The organism is Streptomyces sp. NPDC002055 (assembly GCF_040296705.1).
GTDB lineage: Bacteria > Actinomycetota > Actinomycetes > Streptomycetales > Streptomycetaceae > Streptomyces.
This window is the reverse complement of record NZ_JBEOXS010000043.1, coordinates 1-14661: the sequence shown is the minus strand read 5'-3', so window position 1 is coordinate 14661 and position 14661 is coordinate 1. Positions and strand designations below refer to the sequence as shown.

The following is a 14661-nucleotide window of genomic DNA, read 5'->3' as shown; positions in this document are numbered from 1 at the left end:
CTCCTTCCTTGAACGGGTCAGGGCGCGACGGACGGCATGACGCCGACCAAGGCGCAGGGCTGGTGGGGACGGCACTGGACCGCGAGGGTGGTGGTACGGCTCTCCGCACCGCCGGCGTGACAGCCCTTCCAGGCGATCGACTGCTTGCCGGAGACTGTGACGGCGTAGATGTACGCCTGGGTGATCGCCCCGGGATCGGACTGAAGAGCACGGGTGAAGGAGTCCGGGAAGTGCCCCTCGTGCACCTTGGCGGTGGCGAACTGGCGGTTGGCGGCCATCTCCTTCCACAGCACGGCCGAGGGGACGACCTTGTCGACCGACCCCAGATCGGCGTACTTGTCCTCGGTGGTCAGCCACGCGCGCAGAGCGGTCCGCAGCTCCGTCCGCGAGTACGCGCGGGTGTCGTAGGACCACAGCGCTGCCGCGGCGGCCTCCCCGAACACGATCGGGTCGTGGGTCCTCGGAGGAACCGCGAGGGCTCGAGGGCGAGTGCGTGGTGCGGACGAGGCGGTCGAGGAGGCTGCAGGCGAACTCGCTTGGACAGCAGGGGCTTTGGAAGGGCTCCTGCCATCGCGGGTGAGGTACGCGGCCAGGCCGGCGAGGGCGACAAGCACCACCAGGACAGCGGTGCCGAGCAGCACCCGGCGGCGCACGTGAGATGCGCCGCCGGGGTTCGTCGGGCGGGAAGACATCAGTGAACCTGCGCTCCCAGCCCGCTGAAGAACGCCACCACACCGTTCGCGGCACCCAACAACAGCGCCGCGCCGGCGCTCACCAGCACGCCCTTCTTGCCGTTGGCCTCGGCTTGGTGTCCGCCCGAGTGGTGCCCCCAGGCCCACACGCCCGCGCTGACAGCGAGCGAGCCGACCGCGGCGATGATGCCGTAGAGGTTGATGGAGCCCATCACCTGCTTGAGGACGGACAGGCCGGGCAGCCCGCCCTCGTTCGGCTTGATCCCAGGGTCGTAGGCGAGCTGGATGACCTGGTCGGCGAGATACATGACGAACTCCAGTGCGAATTAGTGCACGACAAAGCCCACGAGGGTGAAGCGGCCGTGCGAGAGAGGGGGAGGGGGAGAAGTGCCGGTCAGACGACTCGGCGGGCCGCGAGAATCTGCGGCTTCCAGGACGCGAGGGTCGCGATGCGGACCACATCGCCGGTGTGCGGGGCGTGGACGACCAGACCCCGGCCGATGACCATGCCCACGTGTTCCGGACGGGACGCGGCGCCCTCGGTGAACACCAGGTCGCCCGGCTCCAGCGAACCGACCGAGACCGGCTTGCCTTCCTTGACCTGCGTGTACGTCGTCCGAGACAGGGCGACCCCGGCGGCCTTGTACGACTGCTGCGTCAGGGACGAGCAGTCACATCGACGCATCGGCACCTTGCTGTGCGGAGCAGTGCAGGTCCCGCCCCACTGATACGGAGTGCCGAGCTGGCCGAGTGCCCACCGGATCGCCGTCCGGACCTTCGGCGGAGCAGCGGCGGGGATCTTGTACCCGGCCGGCACCGTGCCGGGTGGAATGGTGCCGAAGCCGGTCCCGTCCCCATCGGCCGCACAGCTGCCCGCGGTACCGGGCGAACGGCTGACGGTGTCGGCGCGGGTCGGGCCGGATGGCGACGGGCTCAACGATGTGTCACCGGCCTTTGCTGGCACGGGCTCGATGGCCTTCAGCAGCGCGGCGGCCAGGGGCTCCCACTTGGCGTACGCCTCTGGGAAGCCCGACCGCTGCACCGCTTGAGCGGCCTGCGCGATGGACAGGGACTGCCAGCCCGAGACCTTCTGCAGCCCCTCGTAGAACGTGGTCGAGGTATGTATCGGGTCGAGGATCTCGTTCGCCGTGCCCCAGCCCTGCGACGGACGCTGCTGGAACAGACCCAGCGAATCACGGTCGCCGTACGTCAAGTTCCGCAGGCCACTCTCCTGCAGGGCGGTCGCCAGGGCCACGACCTGCCCCCGGGCCGGAATGTTCATCGCGACGCCGGTGGCCTGGATCGTCTTGGCGTTGGGGACCTGCTCGGTCGGATCGTCCAGCGTCGGCACGTGGACCGAGTTCTTGTCGCTGCCGTCCAGGATGGCCTTCACCTGAGTGGCGACGGCTGCCGTACTCACCGGCTGTGCGCTGCTGGTGGAGCAGGAGGCTGAAGCGGTCTCGGCGCCAAAGGCAATGACGGGAACAGCAAGCAGCAGCGGACCGGTTGCGCAGAGGCCGACCACGGCTCCGGTCGTCTTCTTCATCGCCGCCGCCGTTCACCGCGGCGGCGGCGCCAGCCGGGTGCCGACGGTGGGCCGGGGCGAGGGGGTATTACGGCATGCTGCATCGCAGCGGCTCCTCGGTATTCGCAGGAGACGCGGTGCCGACGTCTCGTGCAAAGCCGTCGGCACCGCGCCGATGTGATCCGCCTGGCGGGGGGCCCGGGTCAGAGGAGTTGGTAGCTCCCGGACGCCGGTCTCAGGTCACGCGCGGCAGCCGGCCGCGCTCGTAATCTCAGGCAGTACACCGGCTCTCCTGACGGCGTGGGGAACGAGGGGAAACGCGCCTCCCGTACAGCTCGCTTGGACGAGACAACACGGATAAGCACAGGTCAACGGGGGTGAAGCGAGGCTTCTGCCCGGTGACAGAACGAGACAGTAGACCGGGATTCCGGCCGCACCAAGCGACCCCCGGACCCCTCACGGAGCGAGGCTCAGCTCGTTAGGTCCGGCCGGAAATCACGCCTAACATCCGGCACCACCCACCCCGACGAGCGTCGTTGAACGCCGTCCGGAGCGGCCCCCCGGCCCCGCCATGCCCAGAAAGAGGCCCTGCACATGAGCTACACGCTGCACCGAGGCGACGCCCTCACCGTGCTCAAGTCCCTCCCGGACGAGAGCGTCCAGGCGGTGATCACTGATCCGCCGTACAACTCCGGCGGACGCACCAGCTCGGACCGCACCGGCCGTACCGCGCGAGCTAAGTACGTCACCAGCAACTCCTCCCACGACCTCGCCAACTTCCCCGGCGAGAACCGCGATCAGCGCTCCTACCGAGCCTGGCTGACCGAACTGCTGACGGAGGCGTACCGTGCCTCGGCCGAGCACGCGGTCGTCATGGTCTTCTCCGACTGGCGCCAGGGCCCGACCACGTCCGACGCACTGCAGATGGCGGGCTGGACCTGGAGCGGGACGATCCCGTGGATCAAGCCCGCCAGCCGCCCGCGCAAGGGTGGGTTCAAGCAGTCGTCGGAGTTCATCACCTGGGGTGTGAAGGGCAGCCTGGGCAAGGACCGGGACCTGTACCTGCCCGGCCACTACGTCGCCTCCCAGCCGCGGAAGGACCGGGTGCACATCACCCAGAAGCCGGTCGAGATCATGCAGCAGCTCGTCCAGATCTGCCCCGAAGGCGGCACCGTCCTCGACCCCTTCACCGGCAGCGGATCGACCGGCGTCGCCGCCCTGCGCGAAGGCCGGCACTTCGTCGGCGTCGAGCTCTCCTCGCACTACGCCGACGTAGCCGAGCAGCGCCTCCACGCCGAGCTGACGCAGGACGACTTCACCTTGGCCGGACCGGAGGCGTGACCATGAGACCAGAGAGCCCAGGTTCAGCGGGCCACAGACGGCAAAAGGGCGGCTGGAGCATCGAGTAACCGATGCCTCAGCCGCCCTTCTCATTGTGTCAGGCCGCCTCGAACGCCCGCCTGATCAGTGGCGCCGCCTTCTCCAGACCGGCCGCCGAGGCGAGGCGCACCTCCAAGTCTCCGGTCCCGAGGTGCCCGATGCCGCGCATGTCCCGGGTGAAGCCCTCCTCCAGCGTGACGGTGTCCGGGTCGAGTCTGAGATAGACCAGGATCACCCCGTGCTTCGGACGGAAGATCACCGATGCCACATTCACCAGCCGCCGGTAGGCGATGTAGTGCCGCAGAGGCGCCACCTCGACCTCGCCCCACGCCGTCAGAGCGTCCTCCAACTCCGCGTACAGGTCCCGTAGGCACTCCGGAACGAGGCCGGTACCCGCCGGCGGAGGAGTCACCGATGCCGCTGACGCGCTGCCGACCACCGTCTCTCGGCTTCGCCGAGACGAAGCGGCGGTCGGGAAGCCGGGCGAGGAGTCGACGAGCAACAGGCTCAGCAGGCCGCCCTCGAAGATCCGGTAGCGCACCAGGTCGATCCGCTCGGGCAGCCGCTGCACCGCCACGCGGTCGTGATGGGAGAAGCTGGCCGCCATGCAGACCATTCGCGGGCGACGCCAGGTGATCGACTCGGCCGCCTCCGCGCCCAGCACCCGCCGGACAAGCGCCTCGAACTCGTGGTGCGCCGACTCCAGCCAGGACAGGTAGGAGACGGCCTGCGACAGCACCCCACTGTCGGAGCCCTTCTTGCGACGGGAAGTTGGGGCCGTTGCTGTAGCTCGTCCGAGTGGTCTCGGGCCGCCGTGGACTCAGTCCCGCGCCTCGTGGAGCCGCTTCAACACCTCGCCCGCGCCCACCGCCAGGACCCCCACCACCGCCACGGTGTAGAAGGAGTCCGGAGTCTGCCAGCCACCGTTGATGTCGGACAGGAAGGCCGGGTTGAAGAGCTCCTGCCGATACAGCACCCACGCCAGCGGCAGCGCGAAGGCCGCCTCGGCGACGGCGCTCAAGGCCGCCAGCGAACGCGTCCACACCCGCACCGCCCGGATCGCGTCGAGCGTCACGAGGCCGACGAGCCCGGCTAGGATCGGCCAGATCCAGCCCGACCACAGGCGCGGGTCGAGCACGTCGAGGCGTATACCGCCGTCGGTCCGGTACGGCTGCGCGGTGTGTTGCCAGACGATCAGGGCAATCAGCAGCGCGTGCCACGCCACCGCGGCGTAGGCCGCTGCGCCGCGCTTCTTCGGCACGCGGCGGTCGGGCAGGTTGTCAGGCGTCCAGGTTCCGCCGACGGCGCCGGCCCGCTCGATCAGGGCGAACACGACGGTGAGCCAGGCGATCATCTGGGCGCCGGTGGAGAGCACCACAGCGACGGCTCCGGCGATCACCTCGCCGACCTCCTGGCCGTCCAGGACGTCGAGCGCCATGGTCACGGCGGTGACGACCGGCAGCACGGTGGACAGCAGGACCGTGAGGAGTCGTACGTACGTCGGGTAGAGCCCGGGCCCGATCAGCGCGAGCGGCCGGTCCGCGTACCGGGCGGCGAGCCGGATCGGGTCACCCATCTCGGTGAGCACCTCGCGCTCGGCGGCCTCCGGGTCGGCCGGGCCGCGGGCCTCGACGGTGTCGGCGATCGTGGCGCGCAGCTCGTCGGCCACGTCGCCGCGTTGCTCGGCCGGGATGCGCCGGACGACCTCCGCCACGTAACGGTCGGTCAGCGTGCTGGTGCTGTCGGACGCATGCAACTTACTCAACGGTCCCCCTTGGTCAGTCGTGATATTGCGGCGCCGAGTTCCTGCCACTCGCGTAGCAGTCCGGTGCGGACCCGAGCACCCTCGGGGCTGACCCGGTAGAACTTGCGCGGTCTGGACTCGTCGGTATTCCACTCACTGATGAGCAACCCCTGCTTCTCCAAGCGGCGCAGCAGCGGATAGAGAGTGTTGCCGTCGACGGTGATACCGGCATTGCCGAGCGTTTCCAGGAGCGCGTAGCCGTACTGCGGCTCCTCCAGGAGCGCCAGGCAGGCCAGGACGACCGTGCCGCGGCGCAGCTCCTGGGCCTGGCTGAGGATCAGTTCATCGGTGCCCACACACAACACGATACTGTGTGTCGCACACTAATGTAACCCCCACAGAATTGGCCGCTGGAGACTGACACCCCGCGACTTCACCACGAACCCACGGTCCTGCCCCCTAGCATCAGGGCATCGGACCCTCGGGTTCCCGCTGAGAACCCTTCAGCTTTCGCGAACTCGCGGACGTGGCTTGAGGACCGGGGCCAGACCGCGGCCGCCCTCGACATCACCGTGCTGTGAGCAGCTACGCCGGTGTTTCGTTCCTACTCCGGCCTCGGCTTCGGGCGCACGATCGCGGGCCGACCGCTGATACGCATGGCGATCTCGCCATGCGCCACCTGTTCCCGGACACAGGTCAGGTTCGACCGGGCGGATCGGCGAGGCGGGCTTCGAGGTCGGCGACGCGGCGGTCCTGGAACCGGAGGTTGGAGCGGGCGGCCTTGAGCCGCTCGTCGAGCGTACGGCTGTCGGCTGTCAGCTGACGGACTCGCTGCTTGAGCGTGGCGTTCTCGGTGGTGATCCGATGAATGGCCTCTTCGGACCACTCGGCCTGCAAGTCCCTGATCTGGCCGAGGAGTTCACTGATGCAGGTGCGCTGGGAGAGGATCTCGGTCCGGGCGGCCTTGAGGGCGTCCTCGGCGTTCAGCGCGCGTTCGCGCCAGGTCGCCTCGCGCTCGTCGTCCTGCTCGGCGAGCATCCGAGACCGGCGTTCGCCGGCTTCGGCCATGGCTGTGGCAACCGTGATCCTGGCCTCGGAGTTGTCGTAGAGGAAGGTGCGGGAGACGTCCGCGCGGCGGGCGACGGCGGCGACGCTGACCTGGGCCTTCTCGCGCCTGAGGCGGGTGATGGCCTCGCGGACGCGCTGGAGGGCGGTTTCGGTCTTGCGGCGGCGGGCGGCCAGGGCCGCGGCGGTGCGAGGCTTGAGGACCCTGGCGGTGTTCATGCGACGTCCTGTTCGGGGTCGGTGTCCTCGGTTGTGCACGTATCGCTGTACTCGCCGTCGTCCTGTGCGACGTCGACGAGGTCGGCGGCGCGGAAGGCGGTGGACCACACGCGGTGGAAGTAGTCCTGCGGTTTGCGTAGGTCCAGGGCGAGGGCATCGTCGAGGAGGCCGAGGCCGGACAGGGCCCTTTCCAGGCCGTCGATGGCGCGAGCGGTGGGTTCGAAGTAGCGGTGGAGGTAGTCGGCGGTGGCGTCGTCGGGGGCGCCTTCGGCCAGCAGCTGCCACTGCTCGCGCTTGCGCCGCCAGTAGAGGAGATCCGCGCCGGACAGGACGAACGTTTCGCTCTCCAGTGATGGGGTTCTTGAAAACGGCCAGGGATGCTCCTCGCATCACTCGCTCTAGTGTTCAACGAAGTGGGGAGTTTCAAAGGAGCGTGGCCCGGGTCGTCGGCTTGGGTTTCCCGCTCGTGGAGCGTGCGGGCCGTGTCCGAGACGTCGAGACGCCGGCTTCGTGTCGGTGGCCAGTCCGGGATCCTCACGCACGGCCACACCAGCGATCAGCTGCCTGCGGGAGAGGTCCCGTCAAGGAGCTGTGCCGTGAGTTCCATGCACCGCGTCCTTCGGCGCGGCCAGGGTCCGGTGCACCGCGAAGTATGCCTTCGCCGCCGAGAGGTTCTTGTAGAAGCGGGAGTCCGCGACCTACCAGACCATGCCCAGCTCGCCCAGGAGCTCGGCCCGCCACGCCTTCAGCGTCCCGGCGCGGAACGCCCGTCGCTGCTCGCTGCCCCACGCCCCCAGCGCGAAGGTGCCGCCGTTGCCGTCGCCGCCGTTGCTCTCGGTCGTCCGGATCGGCACGACCACGTCCATCGGCACCTGCGCATGCCCCTCGGACGCCACCCACTTGCGCAGCGCGTTGAGCCCGGACAGCCACACCTCGGAGTCCGGCCGCAGCACCCGGGTGCGCAGGAACGCGGCGATGACGTCGGGGTTGCGCGGGAGGGAGAACCGCAGCAGCGGCACTGCAGCAGCGCCCTTTCCGTCCTCGTCCTCCTGGCCCTCGTCCTCACCGTCGGCGGGCCGCCGGCCGCCGCCGACCCCCGAGGCCTCGACGGCCTCGCCCCGCTCCTCGACGCCCTCACCGCCCGTCGCGCTCCCTGCCAGACCTGCCCGTCCCCTGGCCGCAAGCGCGTCGTCTGGGTTGGTGCGCGCTACCGGATCGAGCCACGGCTCAGTGCCGAGAATTGGCCGGGTGTATCCGGCTCGCCAGCCTGGGCGGGTGGGCGTGGTAAAGACGGTGCACCTTGAGCTCGCTGCTCCCCGGCAAGTCCCTCAGCGCCCTCCTGGAAGTCGGCCCACTACCCCTGCCGAAGGCGCCATCAGCGGGACCGACGCGAAGCCGACGCAAGCCCAGCAGTACATGAGCGCGAAGAAGTCGTTGGCCTGTCGGAGGGCGGTCGGGGTCAGGGCCGGGTGCGGCGTTCGTGGAGGTCCGCGGCCGTGTCGAGGATGCGGTCGATGCCAGCGGCGACGCCGGCGTCTGTATTGGTCAGGTACCGCAGGATCGCCGCGCCGGCCCCGGACACCGCCGGGGGAGGCACTGGGAACGTCCGGAAGAGCAGTGGGAGTCCGTAGATCTCGCGGAGGATCTCCTCCATGACGAATTCGTTGACCGGTCGCCGCTCGCTGCGGTGCCGGGCCGCGACCTCGTCGGTGAACGCCGCGAGGTCGTCGATTCTGCACCGGTCGCCCAGTCGCGGTGCGAGGAGCACGGCGGCCACGGAGACGAGGAAGTCGTTGAAGGCGATTCTGTCGTCCGGTGTGAGGGCGTCGTTGAGCGCCTTCGCCCTGCGGTCCTTGAGGACGAGGCATCGGGTCTGGTCGCGGAACCGTGGTTCGACAGGCATACCTTCGCCTCCTACTCGACGTGGGTGAAACTCATGAGGACGTCGAGCACGGCGTCCTCGAACGACTCGTGTCTGCCCACCTCGTCAAGTCGGAAGAGTCCGGTGTTCCGTACGACGGCGAAGGCCGACCACAGTCCCAGGTAGTGGTCCACCCGTCCGGCGTGGAACGTATCCCCGCCATCTTCGAGGACGACGCTGACGATCTCCTCGCCGGGGCGCGGGTCCGGCTGCGGCCGAAGCGAGAACCGGTGGCGTTCGAGGGACTGCCGGAGTTCCGTACTGACTTCGGGAATCGTCACGTCGCCCTTCCTAGTCCTGGGTTACGGTTCGGGTCACCTCGCCGCGCGAAGGAGTCCGGCAGCATGGTCGCGGAGCTTCCCCGGGCCGACGGCCTTGTAGTAGTCGCGCGCCGCGTGCGCGAGGTTCGCCCTGGGTGGCAGCAGGGCGAGGAAGTCGGCGAGGACGCGCTCTTGTTCCGTTTCGTCGAGGGTGGCCCACTCACCGTGGGGTCCGCCGCAGGCGTCGAGGAGGAGATCGAGGCACTGGGCGATCGCCAGCGGCTCGCTGCCGTCCCAGTCGGCCAGCCATCGTTGTCGTAACACCTCGGCGGCGAGACCGGAGAGAGTGGGCGCCGCGGCCGCCGGGCGCGCGGGCTCCGGCTCCTCCTCCTCACTCCTCGCGTCCGCGGACTCGCGGGGCGTGTCGATCCCGAGTCGGATACGTTGCCGGAGTCCGGTCAGCCGCTCCTGGGCCGCGCCGTTGCCCCGGCGCGCGGCGAGGTCGTACCAGTACACGGCCTGGTCCGCGTCGTTGTACTGCTCCTCGTAGAGCTGTCCGAGGTGCAGCGGACCGACCGGGTCGCCGGCTTCCGAGGCCTTCGAGTACCACTGCGTGGCCTCCAGGAGCTTCGCCCTGTCGACAGGTCCTGGCTCGACACCCTGCATCCTCGCCTGGACCCGGCCTTCGGCGATCTGCCCGAGCCTGTTCATCGAGGGGGCGTGTCCGGCGTCGGCCGCCGCACGGTACATCGCGGCGATCACCGGCAGCCGCTCGACTCCCTCCTTGGTCTCACGGCGGTACGCCTCGTGGAAGACGGTATCCGGGTCGACGCCGGGTTCGGGCGGGGCGTCGGGGGCGTTGTTGCGGGCGAACACCCAGCCGGCAGCGTGATCCTCGATGCGGCGGCCCGGCTCGGGGCTGCCGTCCTCGACCAGTTGGTCGGCGACCACGCCGAAGATGTGGTCGAAGGTGAGACCGGCCGGTCCGCCAGGGATGCCCTCCTGCACCGTCCGGACGAGGGCCTTGGTGAAGTACGTCTGGGCATCGATGACGTCTTCCTTCTCGTGCCAGGAGGCCTCGATGGCGCTGCTGCTCATCAGTACATAGGCGCCGGACACCGGAGGCAGGCGGGTGGCAGAGAGGCGACCGTATTCCTCCGTGGCGAGTCCCGCGTAGCAGCAGTCGAGCACCGCGATCTTGACCGCGGCTCTGCTGGCCCGGAACGCGTCCCGCACCGCCTCGAACGACAAGCCCGTGGCGGCCGTGAAGTTGGCATCGGTTCGGGTGTCGCCCACGGAGAGACACAGCCGCTCGCGGTGGTCGTAGATCCCGTGTCCGACGTAGTAGAAGAGCGCGACATCGGTGGCTTGAAGGAACGTCTCGATGAGTTCGACGTGGGTCGTGCCGAGGGTGGGGCGGTTGTTGAGCAGCTTGATGGAATCGTCAGGCCACGAGCCGCACACCGGGTCCTGCAGCAGTTCCCGCATCCGGTGGTAACTGCGTTCGACTGCGGGGACGTTGTGGAAGTCCCGGTAGTCCCAGGTGCCCATGAGGACCGCCCGTGACCGGGAGTAGTCCCGGTTCGCCAGGTCAGTCATCGCCGAGCAGGCGGTCGGTGATCTCGATGGCCTTCTCGGGGTCTGGAAGGTTCTTGCCGTCGAAGGTCACGGATCGATCGCCCCGGGTGATCGTTACGCTCATGGACGATCGTCTGGATCTGATGAACGCTGGCAGGGTGCGGATCACGACGGTGAGCACTGCCGCGGACGGCACGAGCAGGTGCAGCGTCTCGGCGACGCCCAGCCTGCCGTCCTCCGGGCCGGAGCGGTGCCGGTTGACGGTCGCGTCCGGGATCGTGCTGAGGCGGCGGAACAGCGGACCGACGCCGGCCGGCTCGGAGACTGTCACCGCACAGGCGAACGGCGCCTCGGCGGCGTCGGAATGCTGCGCAGAGATCGGATCGCTCATCAAGGTCTCCAGGTCGATGGTCTGCTCGGGTCCGGCTCGGTCTCCGTAGGGCGTGCGTGTCCTCAGATCCTCAGACCTCCACCCGCCGGTCCCGGTTGTAGTACAGCGGGATGTCCTTGGGATCGTGCAGGCGGATGTCTTCGCCGTCGCTGCTCACCGCGCAGACCCACCCGGGCGGGGCGGAATCAGGTCTGGCGAGGGTGAAGGGACCTTGCCCGTTGATGGACCACACGGTGCTGCCGAGGCCCACGGTGTGACCGTCTTTGGTGCGGTAGGTAGCCATTTGACAGTCCTACCACCGCTCCTGCCCGTGCGGGGGCCTTTCACAGAACTGCCCTACGGGCCGACCGAAAGTCGTGCCTGTCCACTCGAGCGTGGTCTGGGGGATCTGAGGGGAGGAGCGGCGGTGGGGCAGGGTATCGAGGACATTCGCGAACCGAGCCAGCTGTTAACAACGCTCGTGATCAATACACCTAGGTCGCCGTAGACGTTGCGGTGTTGGTGGAACTGATCAGACCTTGATCGGACCTGATGATGTGCGGGCTGGAATTTACCTACACGTGAATTCCGGTTAGGTCAAGCGGCGAGTGCTTTGGATCCTCGGAGCCCCTGAACATCTCGCCGCCGGAGGAAGATCATGGCTCCCCACTCGCATCATGGCCCCAGCCGGGCTCAGAAGCTCGAAGACGATGCGGCAGATCTGCCGCGTGCATCCGCAGCCCATCCCGTGGGCCGCTTCCATGTGGTGCGACAGCGAGGTGGAAGGCCTACTGCGGTGTCGGCGTGGCGCATCACGACGGAGGACCATGCGATCGCTGACGCCCTGGGTGGGTTCTATGGGGGCGCGCCGCAGCTGTTGGACACCGGCGACGAACATGTCGTTGAGGTCCTGACGCGCTGCGATCGCGTTCCTGTCCTGCTGGGCAGGGAGGCCCTTTCGCTTCGGATGGCGATGCGCGGACCTGGTGATACTTTCCATCTCTGCGACGGATCCCGGTTTTTGGAACCCGCGACCGCACGTGGATCGCTGTGTGGTTGTCCGACGAGCCTGGCAGACCGCAAGGCGGCAGCCCAGGCAGGTCGTGGGCCGATACCGGAAGTCCGAATCGGCTTCCGGCTGGCGGATCTTCCCGAGCTGGGTGTGTTCTCTTTCGTGTCGACCTCGTGGGAACTCGCTGCCGAGCTACCCGCGTTGGCTGCTGCCCTGGATCTGGCGGCTGTTCCGGCCTTGGGTGTGCTGCGATGTGAACTGGTGGAGTTCATCACACGCTCTGGGCTCGCCGTGAGCTACAGGCGGCCGGTCGTTGAGGTCTGCAGGACGCAGGTCCTCGCCCAGGATGCCGTACGACTCGCGGCGTGACGCCGGTCCGTCGGCTGCAGGTGTCCTGCAGGTGAGGCCCGCGTTTAATCGGCGGTGCATGGCAGCCGGGCAGGGCATCGGGTCAAGGCCACACCCGTCGCCAGTCCGTCACAGGGCCAGGGTTTGTGTGGTTCGCAGGGGTGGCCCAGAAGGCTTTGCCAAGCTCAGCGCTAAACTGGGCGCCTGTCCGGCCGTCCCCGGACGACCGGCCGGTCAGCCGCCGTCCGATCCAGGGCACGAGGTGCTCGCGGGCGAACCGGGCGTCGCCCGCCCGCCGGACGAACCAGCCGGCCGGAGGAGCCGCCGGCGGCGGCACCGTCCAGTCCTCCTCCGCCGGGTGCCCCAGGGCCTGCCAGACGGCCTCGGCCACCCGCCGGTGCCCCTCGGCGTTCAGATGCAGCCGGTCGTCGGCCCACAGCCGCGGGTCGCCCAGCGCGGCCGCCCCGTACAGATCCACCACCCGGGCGCCGTGGCGCGCCGCCACGTCGTCGATGAAGGCGAACAGTTGCTCCATCCGCGGCCGGAACCGGGTGGCCACCGGGCCGCGCCGGGCGGGGCTGCGCATCAGGACGAGCTGCCGGCAGCTCGGCGCGAGCCGGGTCACGGCCTCCTCCAGCCGGGCGCAGACCAGGCCGATGTCGCACTTCGGGCGCAGCGTGTCGTTGAGCCCGCCGACGAGGGTGATCACGTCGGCTCCCATCAGTGCCGCCGGCTCCACCTGCTCGTCGACGATCTGCCCGATGAGCTTGCCGCGGACCGCGAGGTTGGCGTACCGGAAGCCGGGCGTACGCGCGGCCAGCCGCGCGGCGAGGAGGTCGGCCCAGCCGCGGAACGTGCCGTCCGGCAGGGCGTCCGACATGCCCTCGGTGAAGGAGTCACCCAGAGCGACAAGACTGGTGTATGGGGCATTGATCTGCATGGCGGAAGGATCCTACTCCCGTCATGTACGCCGTATGGCACCGGGACCGGTTCCCGGCCGGCGGCCGCGGGCCCTGCGCGGGGCCGAGGAGGCTCCGCTCAGGGCGACACACGGCGGCGGGGGCCCGGCCCGCGCCGCGCGCACGCGGAATCGTGTCAACTCGCGGAAACGCGCCGGAGAATGCCGAGGCCGGCGGCCTGTGCCCGGCGGCGCGTCCTCACGAGGATTCCGGTCCCGGATGCCGGGCGTCGATTTCCTCGGCCGGGCCGGAATCGATGTTCCGGAGGGCGGCCACGGTGAAAGCGCTCGCGAATTCCGCACCGGACGCCACATCCAGGGAATCCGTCATCAATGCGTACCGGGCGCCCTCGACCGTCAGGCCGACGATCAGCGTCGCGCACAATTCCGCGCTCGCTCCCCATCTCCGGCTGCCGTGACGGTCGGTGAAATCCCGGATGCGTCCGGCGATCTCCTGTGCGGCCGCGTCCATCAGGCGCTTCCGGGACACCGTGATCGTCCCCACCGGGTCGGCGCCGAAGAGCAGCCGGAACTCGGCCGCGTGCTCGGTGGCGTACCCGAAGAGGGTCAGGGTGCCCGCGCGGACCTGCTGCTCCAGCGTCGGCTCGGCCGACGTATAGGCCTGGGAGAGCCGCCGGCCGAGTGTTTCGGCGGCGCGCTCGCCGCAGTGCCGGTAGAGGTCGTCCTTGCTGCCGAAATGGGAATACAGGGTGGGCTTGGTCGTCCCCGCGCGGGTGGCGATGTCCTCCATCGTGGCCGTGTGGAACCCGATGTCGGCGAATACCGCGGAAGCCGCGGCGAGCATGCTCTCGTCGGTGGGGCGAACGATCATGAATGCCACTTTACTTCCCGGTAAAGCCGAATTAGGGTTTTGCGCGGCAGTCGAGCGTCAAATGATCGATTTCTCCGGAGACGGGGGATCGGCCGGTCGGTCGCCGCCGGGCCGGCACCTCAGGGAGCCGGCCGCCCCTTGCCGTAGTGGAGAGAGCCCATGCACCACGCGCAACACCCCGGGCACCCGGAGGATGCCCTCCCGCACATACCCGAGGGTCCGCCCTGGCTGGTCGGCAATCCGAGCCCGGACAGCCGCACCGCGGGCCCCTGGCAACTTCCCTCCAGCCCGGCCGCCTGCCGCCGGGCCCGCGTCGCGGTCCGCGGGATCCTCGCCGACTGGGACCTCGAACACCACACCCACACCGCGGAGCTCCTGGTCAGCGAATTGGTGGGCAACGCACTGCTGCACGCCGGCGGGCCGCTGCACCTCCGCGTCGAACACCGGAACATCCTGCGCTGCCATGTGACGGACAGCAGTACCCGTCCGCCGCTGCTGCGCTCCGCCGCACCGGACGACGAGAACGGCCGCGGGCTGGAGCTCGTCCATCTGCTCTCCCACAACTGGGGCGTGGAGCAGACCGCGCGCGGCAAGTCCGTCTGGTTCGAGCTGGGCTGACCCCGCCCGCTCCCGGACGGCCCCCGTCCCACCGGCCCGGCCGCAGGGTTCGCCCCACCCCGGCAACCGCCCCGGCCGCCCGCCCACCGCGATGCGGCGGCGGGGCACCCGCCCCGGCCGCCGCTCCGCGCTCCCCGGC

18 protein-coding genes are annotated in these 14661 nt (G+C 69.3%); 3 read left to right on the top strand and 15 right to left on the bottom strand.

What is annotated here, in order from left to right; translation table 11 throughout:
* Positions 1 to 17 precede the first annotated feature (17 nt).
* From ABT112_RS24365 to ABT112_RS24355, 3 genes are all read right to left on the bottom strand, one after another.
* A complete protein-coding gene (locus tag ABT112_RS24365) occupies positions 18 to 692 on the bottom strand; it encodes a hypothetical protein (protein WP_351512914.1) in 675 nt (224 codons plus the stop codon).
* Positions 692 to 1000: a DUF6112 family protein gene (locus tag ABT112_RS24360; protein WP_351512912.1), complete on the bottom strand. Its 309-nt coding sequence runs from the start codon at positions 998 to 1000 to the stop codon at positions 692 to 694. Before ABT112_RS24360 ends, ABT112_RS24365 begins: the two co-directional genes overlap by 1 nt.
* Positions 1001 to 1086: 86 nt before the next feature.
* Positions 1087 to 2238: a C40 family peptidase gene (locus ABT112_RS24355; RefSeq protein ID WP_351512910.1), complete on the bottom strand. Its 1152-nt coding sequence runs from the start codon at positions 2236 to 2238 to the stop codon at positions 1087 to 1089.
* A 573-nt stretch (positions 2239 to 2811) separates the two neighbouring features.
* On the opposite strand from ABT112_RS24355, the gene ABT112_RS24350 reads away from it, so the two are divergent.
* On the top strand, positions 2812 to 3558 hold the full coding sequence (locus tag ABT112_RS24350) for a DNA-methyltransferase (protein WP_351512908.1): 747 nt from the start codon (positions 2812 to 2814) through the stop codon (positions 3556 to 3558).
* Positions 3559 to 3655: 97 nt separating this feature from the next.
* Here the strand turns inward: ABT112_RS24350 and ABT112_RS24345 are convergent, their stop codons facing one another.
* The 10 genes from ABT112_RS24345 to ABT112_RS24300 form a co-directional block, all read right to left on the bottom strand.
* Positions 3656 to 4336 carry a DUF5655 domain-containing protein gene (locus tag ABT112_RS24345; protein WP_351512907.1) on the bottom strand — a complete coding sequence of 227 codons (681 nt, stop codon included), beginning with the start codon at positions 4334 to 4336 and terminating at the stop codon, positions 3656 to 3658.
* Positions 4337 to 4417: 81 nt separating this feature from the next.
* Complete coding sequence (locus ABT112_RS24340; protein ID WP_351512905.1) at positions 4418 to 5362, bottom strand: HAAS signaling domain-containing protein; 945 nt, start codon at positions 5360 to 5362, stop codon at positions 4418 to 4420.
* Positions 5359 to 5697, bottom strand: coding sequence for a PadR family transcriptional regulator (locus tag ABT112_RS24335; protein ID WP_351512903.1), 339 nt, complete (start codon positions 5695 to 5697; stop codon positions 5359 to 5361). The genes ABT112_RS24340 and ABT112_RS24335 overlap by 4 nt, the downstream gene beginning before the upstream one ends.
* 340 nt (positions 5698 to 6037) lie before the next feature.
* Positions 6038 to 6625 carry a DUF6262 family protein gene (locus ABT112_RS24330; RefSeq protein ID WP_351512902.1) on the bottom strand — a complete coding sequence of 196 codons (588 nt, stop codon included), beginning with the start codon at positions 6623 to 6625 and terminating at the stop codon, positions 6038 to 6040.
* Between the two features lie 698 nt (positions 6626 to 7323).
* The gene (locus ABT112_RS24325) at positions 7324 to 7644 is read right to left on the bottom strand and encodes a helicase associated domain-containing protein (RefSeq protein WP_351512900.1); all 321 of its coding nucleotides are present in this window, start codon (positions 7642 to 7644) and stop codon (positions 7324 to 7326) included.
* Between the two features lie 440 nt (positions 7645 to 8084).
* Positions 8085 to 8528, bottom strand: a complete 444-nt coding sequence (locus ABT112_RS24320; RefSeq protein WP_351512898.1) for a hypothetical protein — start codon at positions 8526 to 8528, stop codon at positions 8085 to 8087.
* An 11-nt stretch (positions 8529 to 8539) separates the two neighbouring features.
* The gene (locus ABT112_RS24315; RefSeq protein ID WP_351512896.1) at positions 8540 to 8827 is read right to left on the bottom strand and encodes a hypothetical protein; all 288 of its coding nucleotides are present in this window, start codon (positions 8825 to 8827) and stop codon (positions 8540 to 8542) included.
* Positions 8828 to 8860: 33 nt separating this feature from the next.
* A complete protein-coding gene (locus ABT112_RS24310; protein WP_351512894.1) occupies positions 8861 to 10405 on the bottom strand; it encodes a caspase, EACC1-associated type in 1545 nt (514 codons plus the stop codon).
* A complete protein-coding gene (locus ABT112_RS24305; protein ID WP_351512892.1) occupies positions 10398 to 10775 on the bottom strand; it encodes an effector-associated constant component EACC1 in 378 nt (125 codons plus the stop codon). The genes ABT112_RS24310 and ABT112_RS24305 overlap by 8 nt, the downstream gene beginning before the upstream one ends.
* Positions 10776 to 10845: 70 nt before the next feature.
* Positions 10846 to 11058, bottom strand: a complete 213-nt coding sequence (locus tag ABT112_RS24300) for a hypothetical protein (protein ID WP_351512890.1) — start codon at positions 11056 to 11058, stop codon at positions 10846 to 10848.
* Between the two features lie 354 nt (positions 11059 to 11412).
* Here ABT112_RS24300 and ABT112_RS24295 point away from each other — a divergent pair, with 354 nt between their 5' ends.
* Positions 11413 to 12135: a recombination directionality factor gene (locus ABT112_RS24295; protein WP_351512888.1), complete on the top strand. Its 723-nt coding sequence runs from the start codon at positions 11413 to 11415 to the stop codon at positions 12133 to 12135.
* 82 nt (positions 12136 to 12217) lie between these two features.
* On the opposite strand, the gene ABT112_RS24290 is transcribed toward ABT112_RS24295, so the two are convergent.
* Positions 12218 to 13054 carry an SGNH/GDSL hydrolase family protein gene (locus tag ABT112_RS24290; protein ID WP_351512886.1) on the bottom strand — a complete coding sequence of 279 codons (837 nt, stop codon included), beginning with the start codon at positions 13052 to 13054 and terminating at the stop codon, positions 12218 to 12220.
* Positions 13055 to 13271: 217 nt separating this feature from the next.
* A complete protein-coding gene (locus tag ABT112_RS24285) occupies positions 13272 to 13904 on the bottom strand; it encodes a TetR/AcrR family transcriptional regulator (RefSeq protein ID WP_351512884.1) in 633 nt (210 codons plus the stop codon).
* A gap of 159 nt (positions 13905 to 14063) precedes the next feature.
* Between ABT112_RS24285 and ABT112_RS24280 the strand changes: the two genes are divergently transcribed.
* Positions 14064 to 14522 carry an ATP-binding protein gene (locus ABT112_RS24280; RefSeq protein WP_351512882.1) on the top strand — a complete coding sequence of 153 codons (459 nt, stop codon included), beginning with the start codon at positions 14064 to 14066 and terminating at the stop codon, positions 14520 to 14522.
* Positions 14523 to 14661 lie beyond the last annotated feature (139 nt).

Excerpts from the sequence above, each read along its gene's own strand:
- ABT112_RS24295 (WP_351512888.1), top strand. The coding sequence starts at position 11,413 with ATGGCTCCCCACTCGCATCATGGCCCCAGCCGGGCTCAGAAGCTCGAA.
- ABT112_RS24285 (WP_351512884.1), bottom strand. The coding sequence starts at position 13,904 with ATGATCGTTCGCCCCACCGACGAGAGCATGCTCGCCGCGGCTTCCGCG.
- ABT112_RS24305 (WP_351512892.1), bottom strand. The coding sequence starts at position 10,775 with ATGAGCGATCCGATCTCTGCGCAGCATTCCGACGCCGCCGAGGCGCCG.
- ABT112_RS24355 (WP_351512910.1), bottom strand. The coding sequence starts at position 2,238 with ATGAAGAAGACGACCGGAGCCGTGGTCGGCCTCTGCGCAACCGGTCCG.
- ABT112_RS24300 (WP_351512890.1), bottom strand. The coding sequence starts at position 11,058 with ATGGCTACCTACCGCACCAAAGACGGTCACACCGTGGGCCTCGGCAGC.
- ABT112_RS24330 (WP_351512902.1), bottom strand. The coding sequence starts at position 6,625 with ATGAACACCGCCAGGGTCCTCAAGCCTCGCACCGCCGCGGCCCTGGCC.
- ABT112_RS24360 (WP_351512912.1), bottom strand. The coding sequence starts at position 1,000 with ATGTATCTCGCCGACCAGGTCATCCAGCTCGCCTACGACCCTGGGATC.
- ABT112_RS24280 (WP_351512882.1), top strand. The coding sequence starts at position 14,064 with ATGCACCACGCGCAACACCCCGGGCACCCGGAGGATGCCCTCCCGCAC.
- ABT112_RS24290 (WP_351512886.1), bottom strand. The coding sequence starts at position 13,054 with ATGCAGATCAATGCCCCATACACCAGTCTTGTCGCTCTGGGTGACTCC.
- ABT112_RS24350 (WP_351512908.1), top strand. The coding sequence starts at position 2,812 with ATGAGCTACACGCTGCACCGAGGCGACGCCCTCACCGTGCTCAAGTCC.
- ABT112_RS24310 (WP_351512894.1), bottom strand. The coding sequence starts at position 10,405 with ATGACTGACCTGGCGAACCGGGACTACTCCCGGTCACGGGCGGTCCTC.
- ABT112_RS24320 (WP_351512898.1), bottom strand. The coding sequence starts at position 8,528 with ATGCCTGTCGAACCACGGTTCCGCGACCAGACCCGATGCCTCGTCCTC.
- ABT112_RS24365 (WP_351512914.1), bottom strand. The coding sequence starts at position 692 with ATGTCTTCCCGCCCGACGAACCCCGGCGGCGCATCTCACGTGCGCCGC.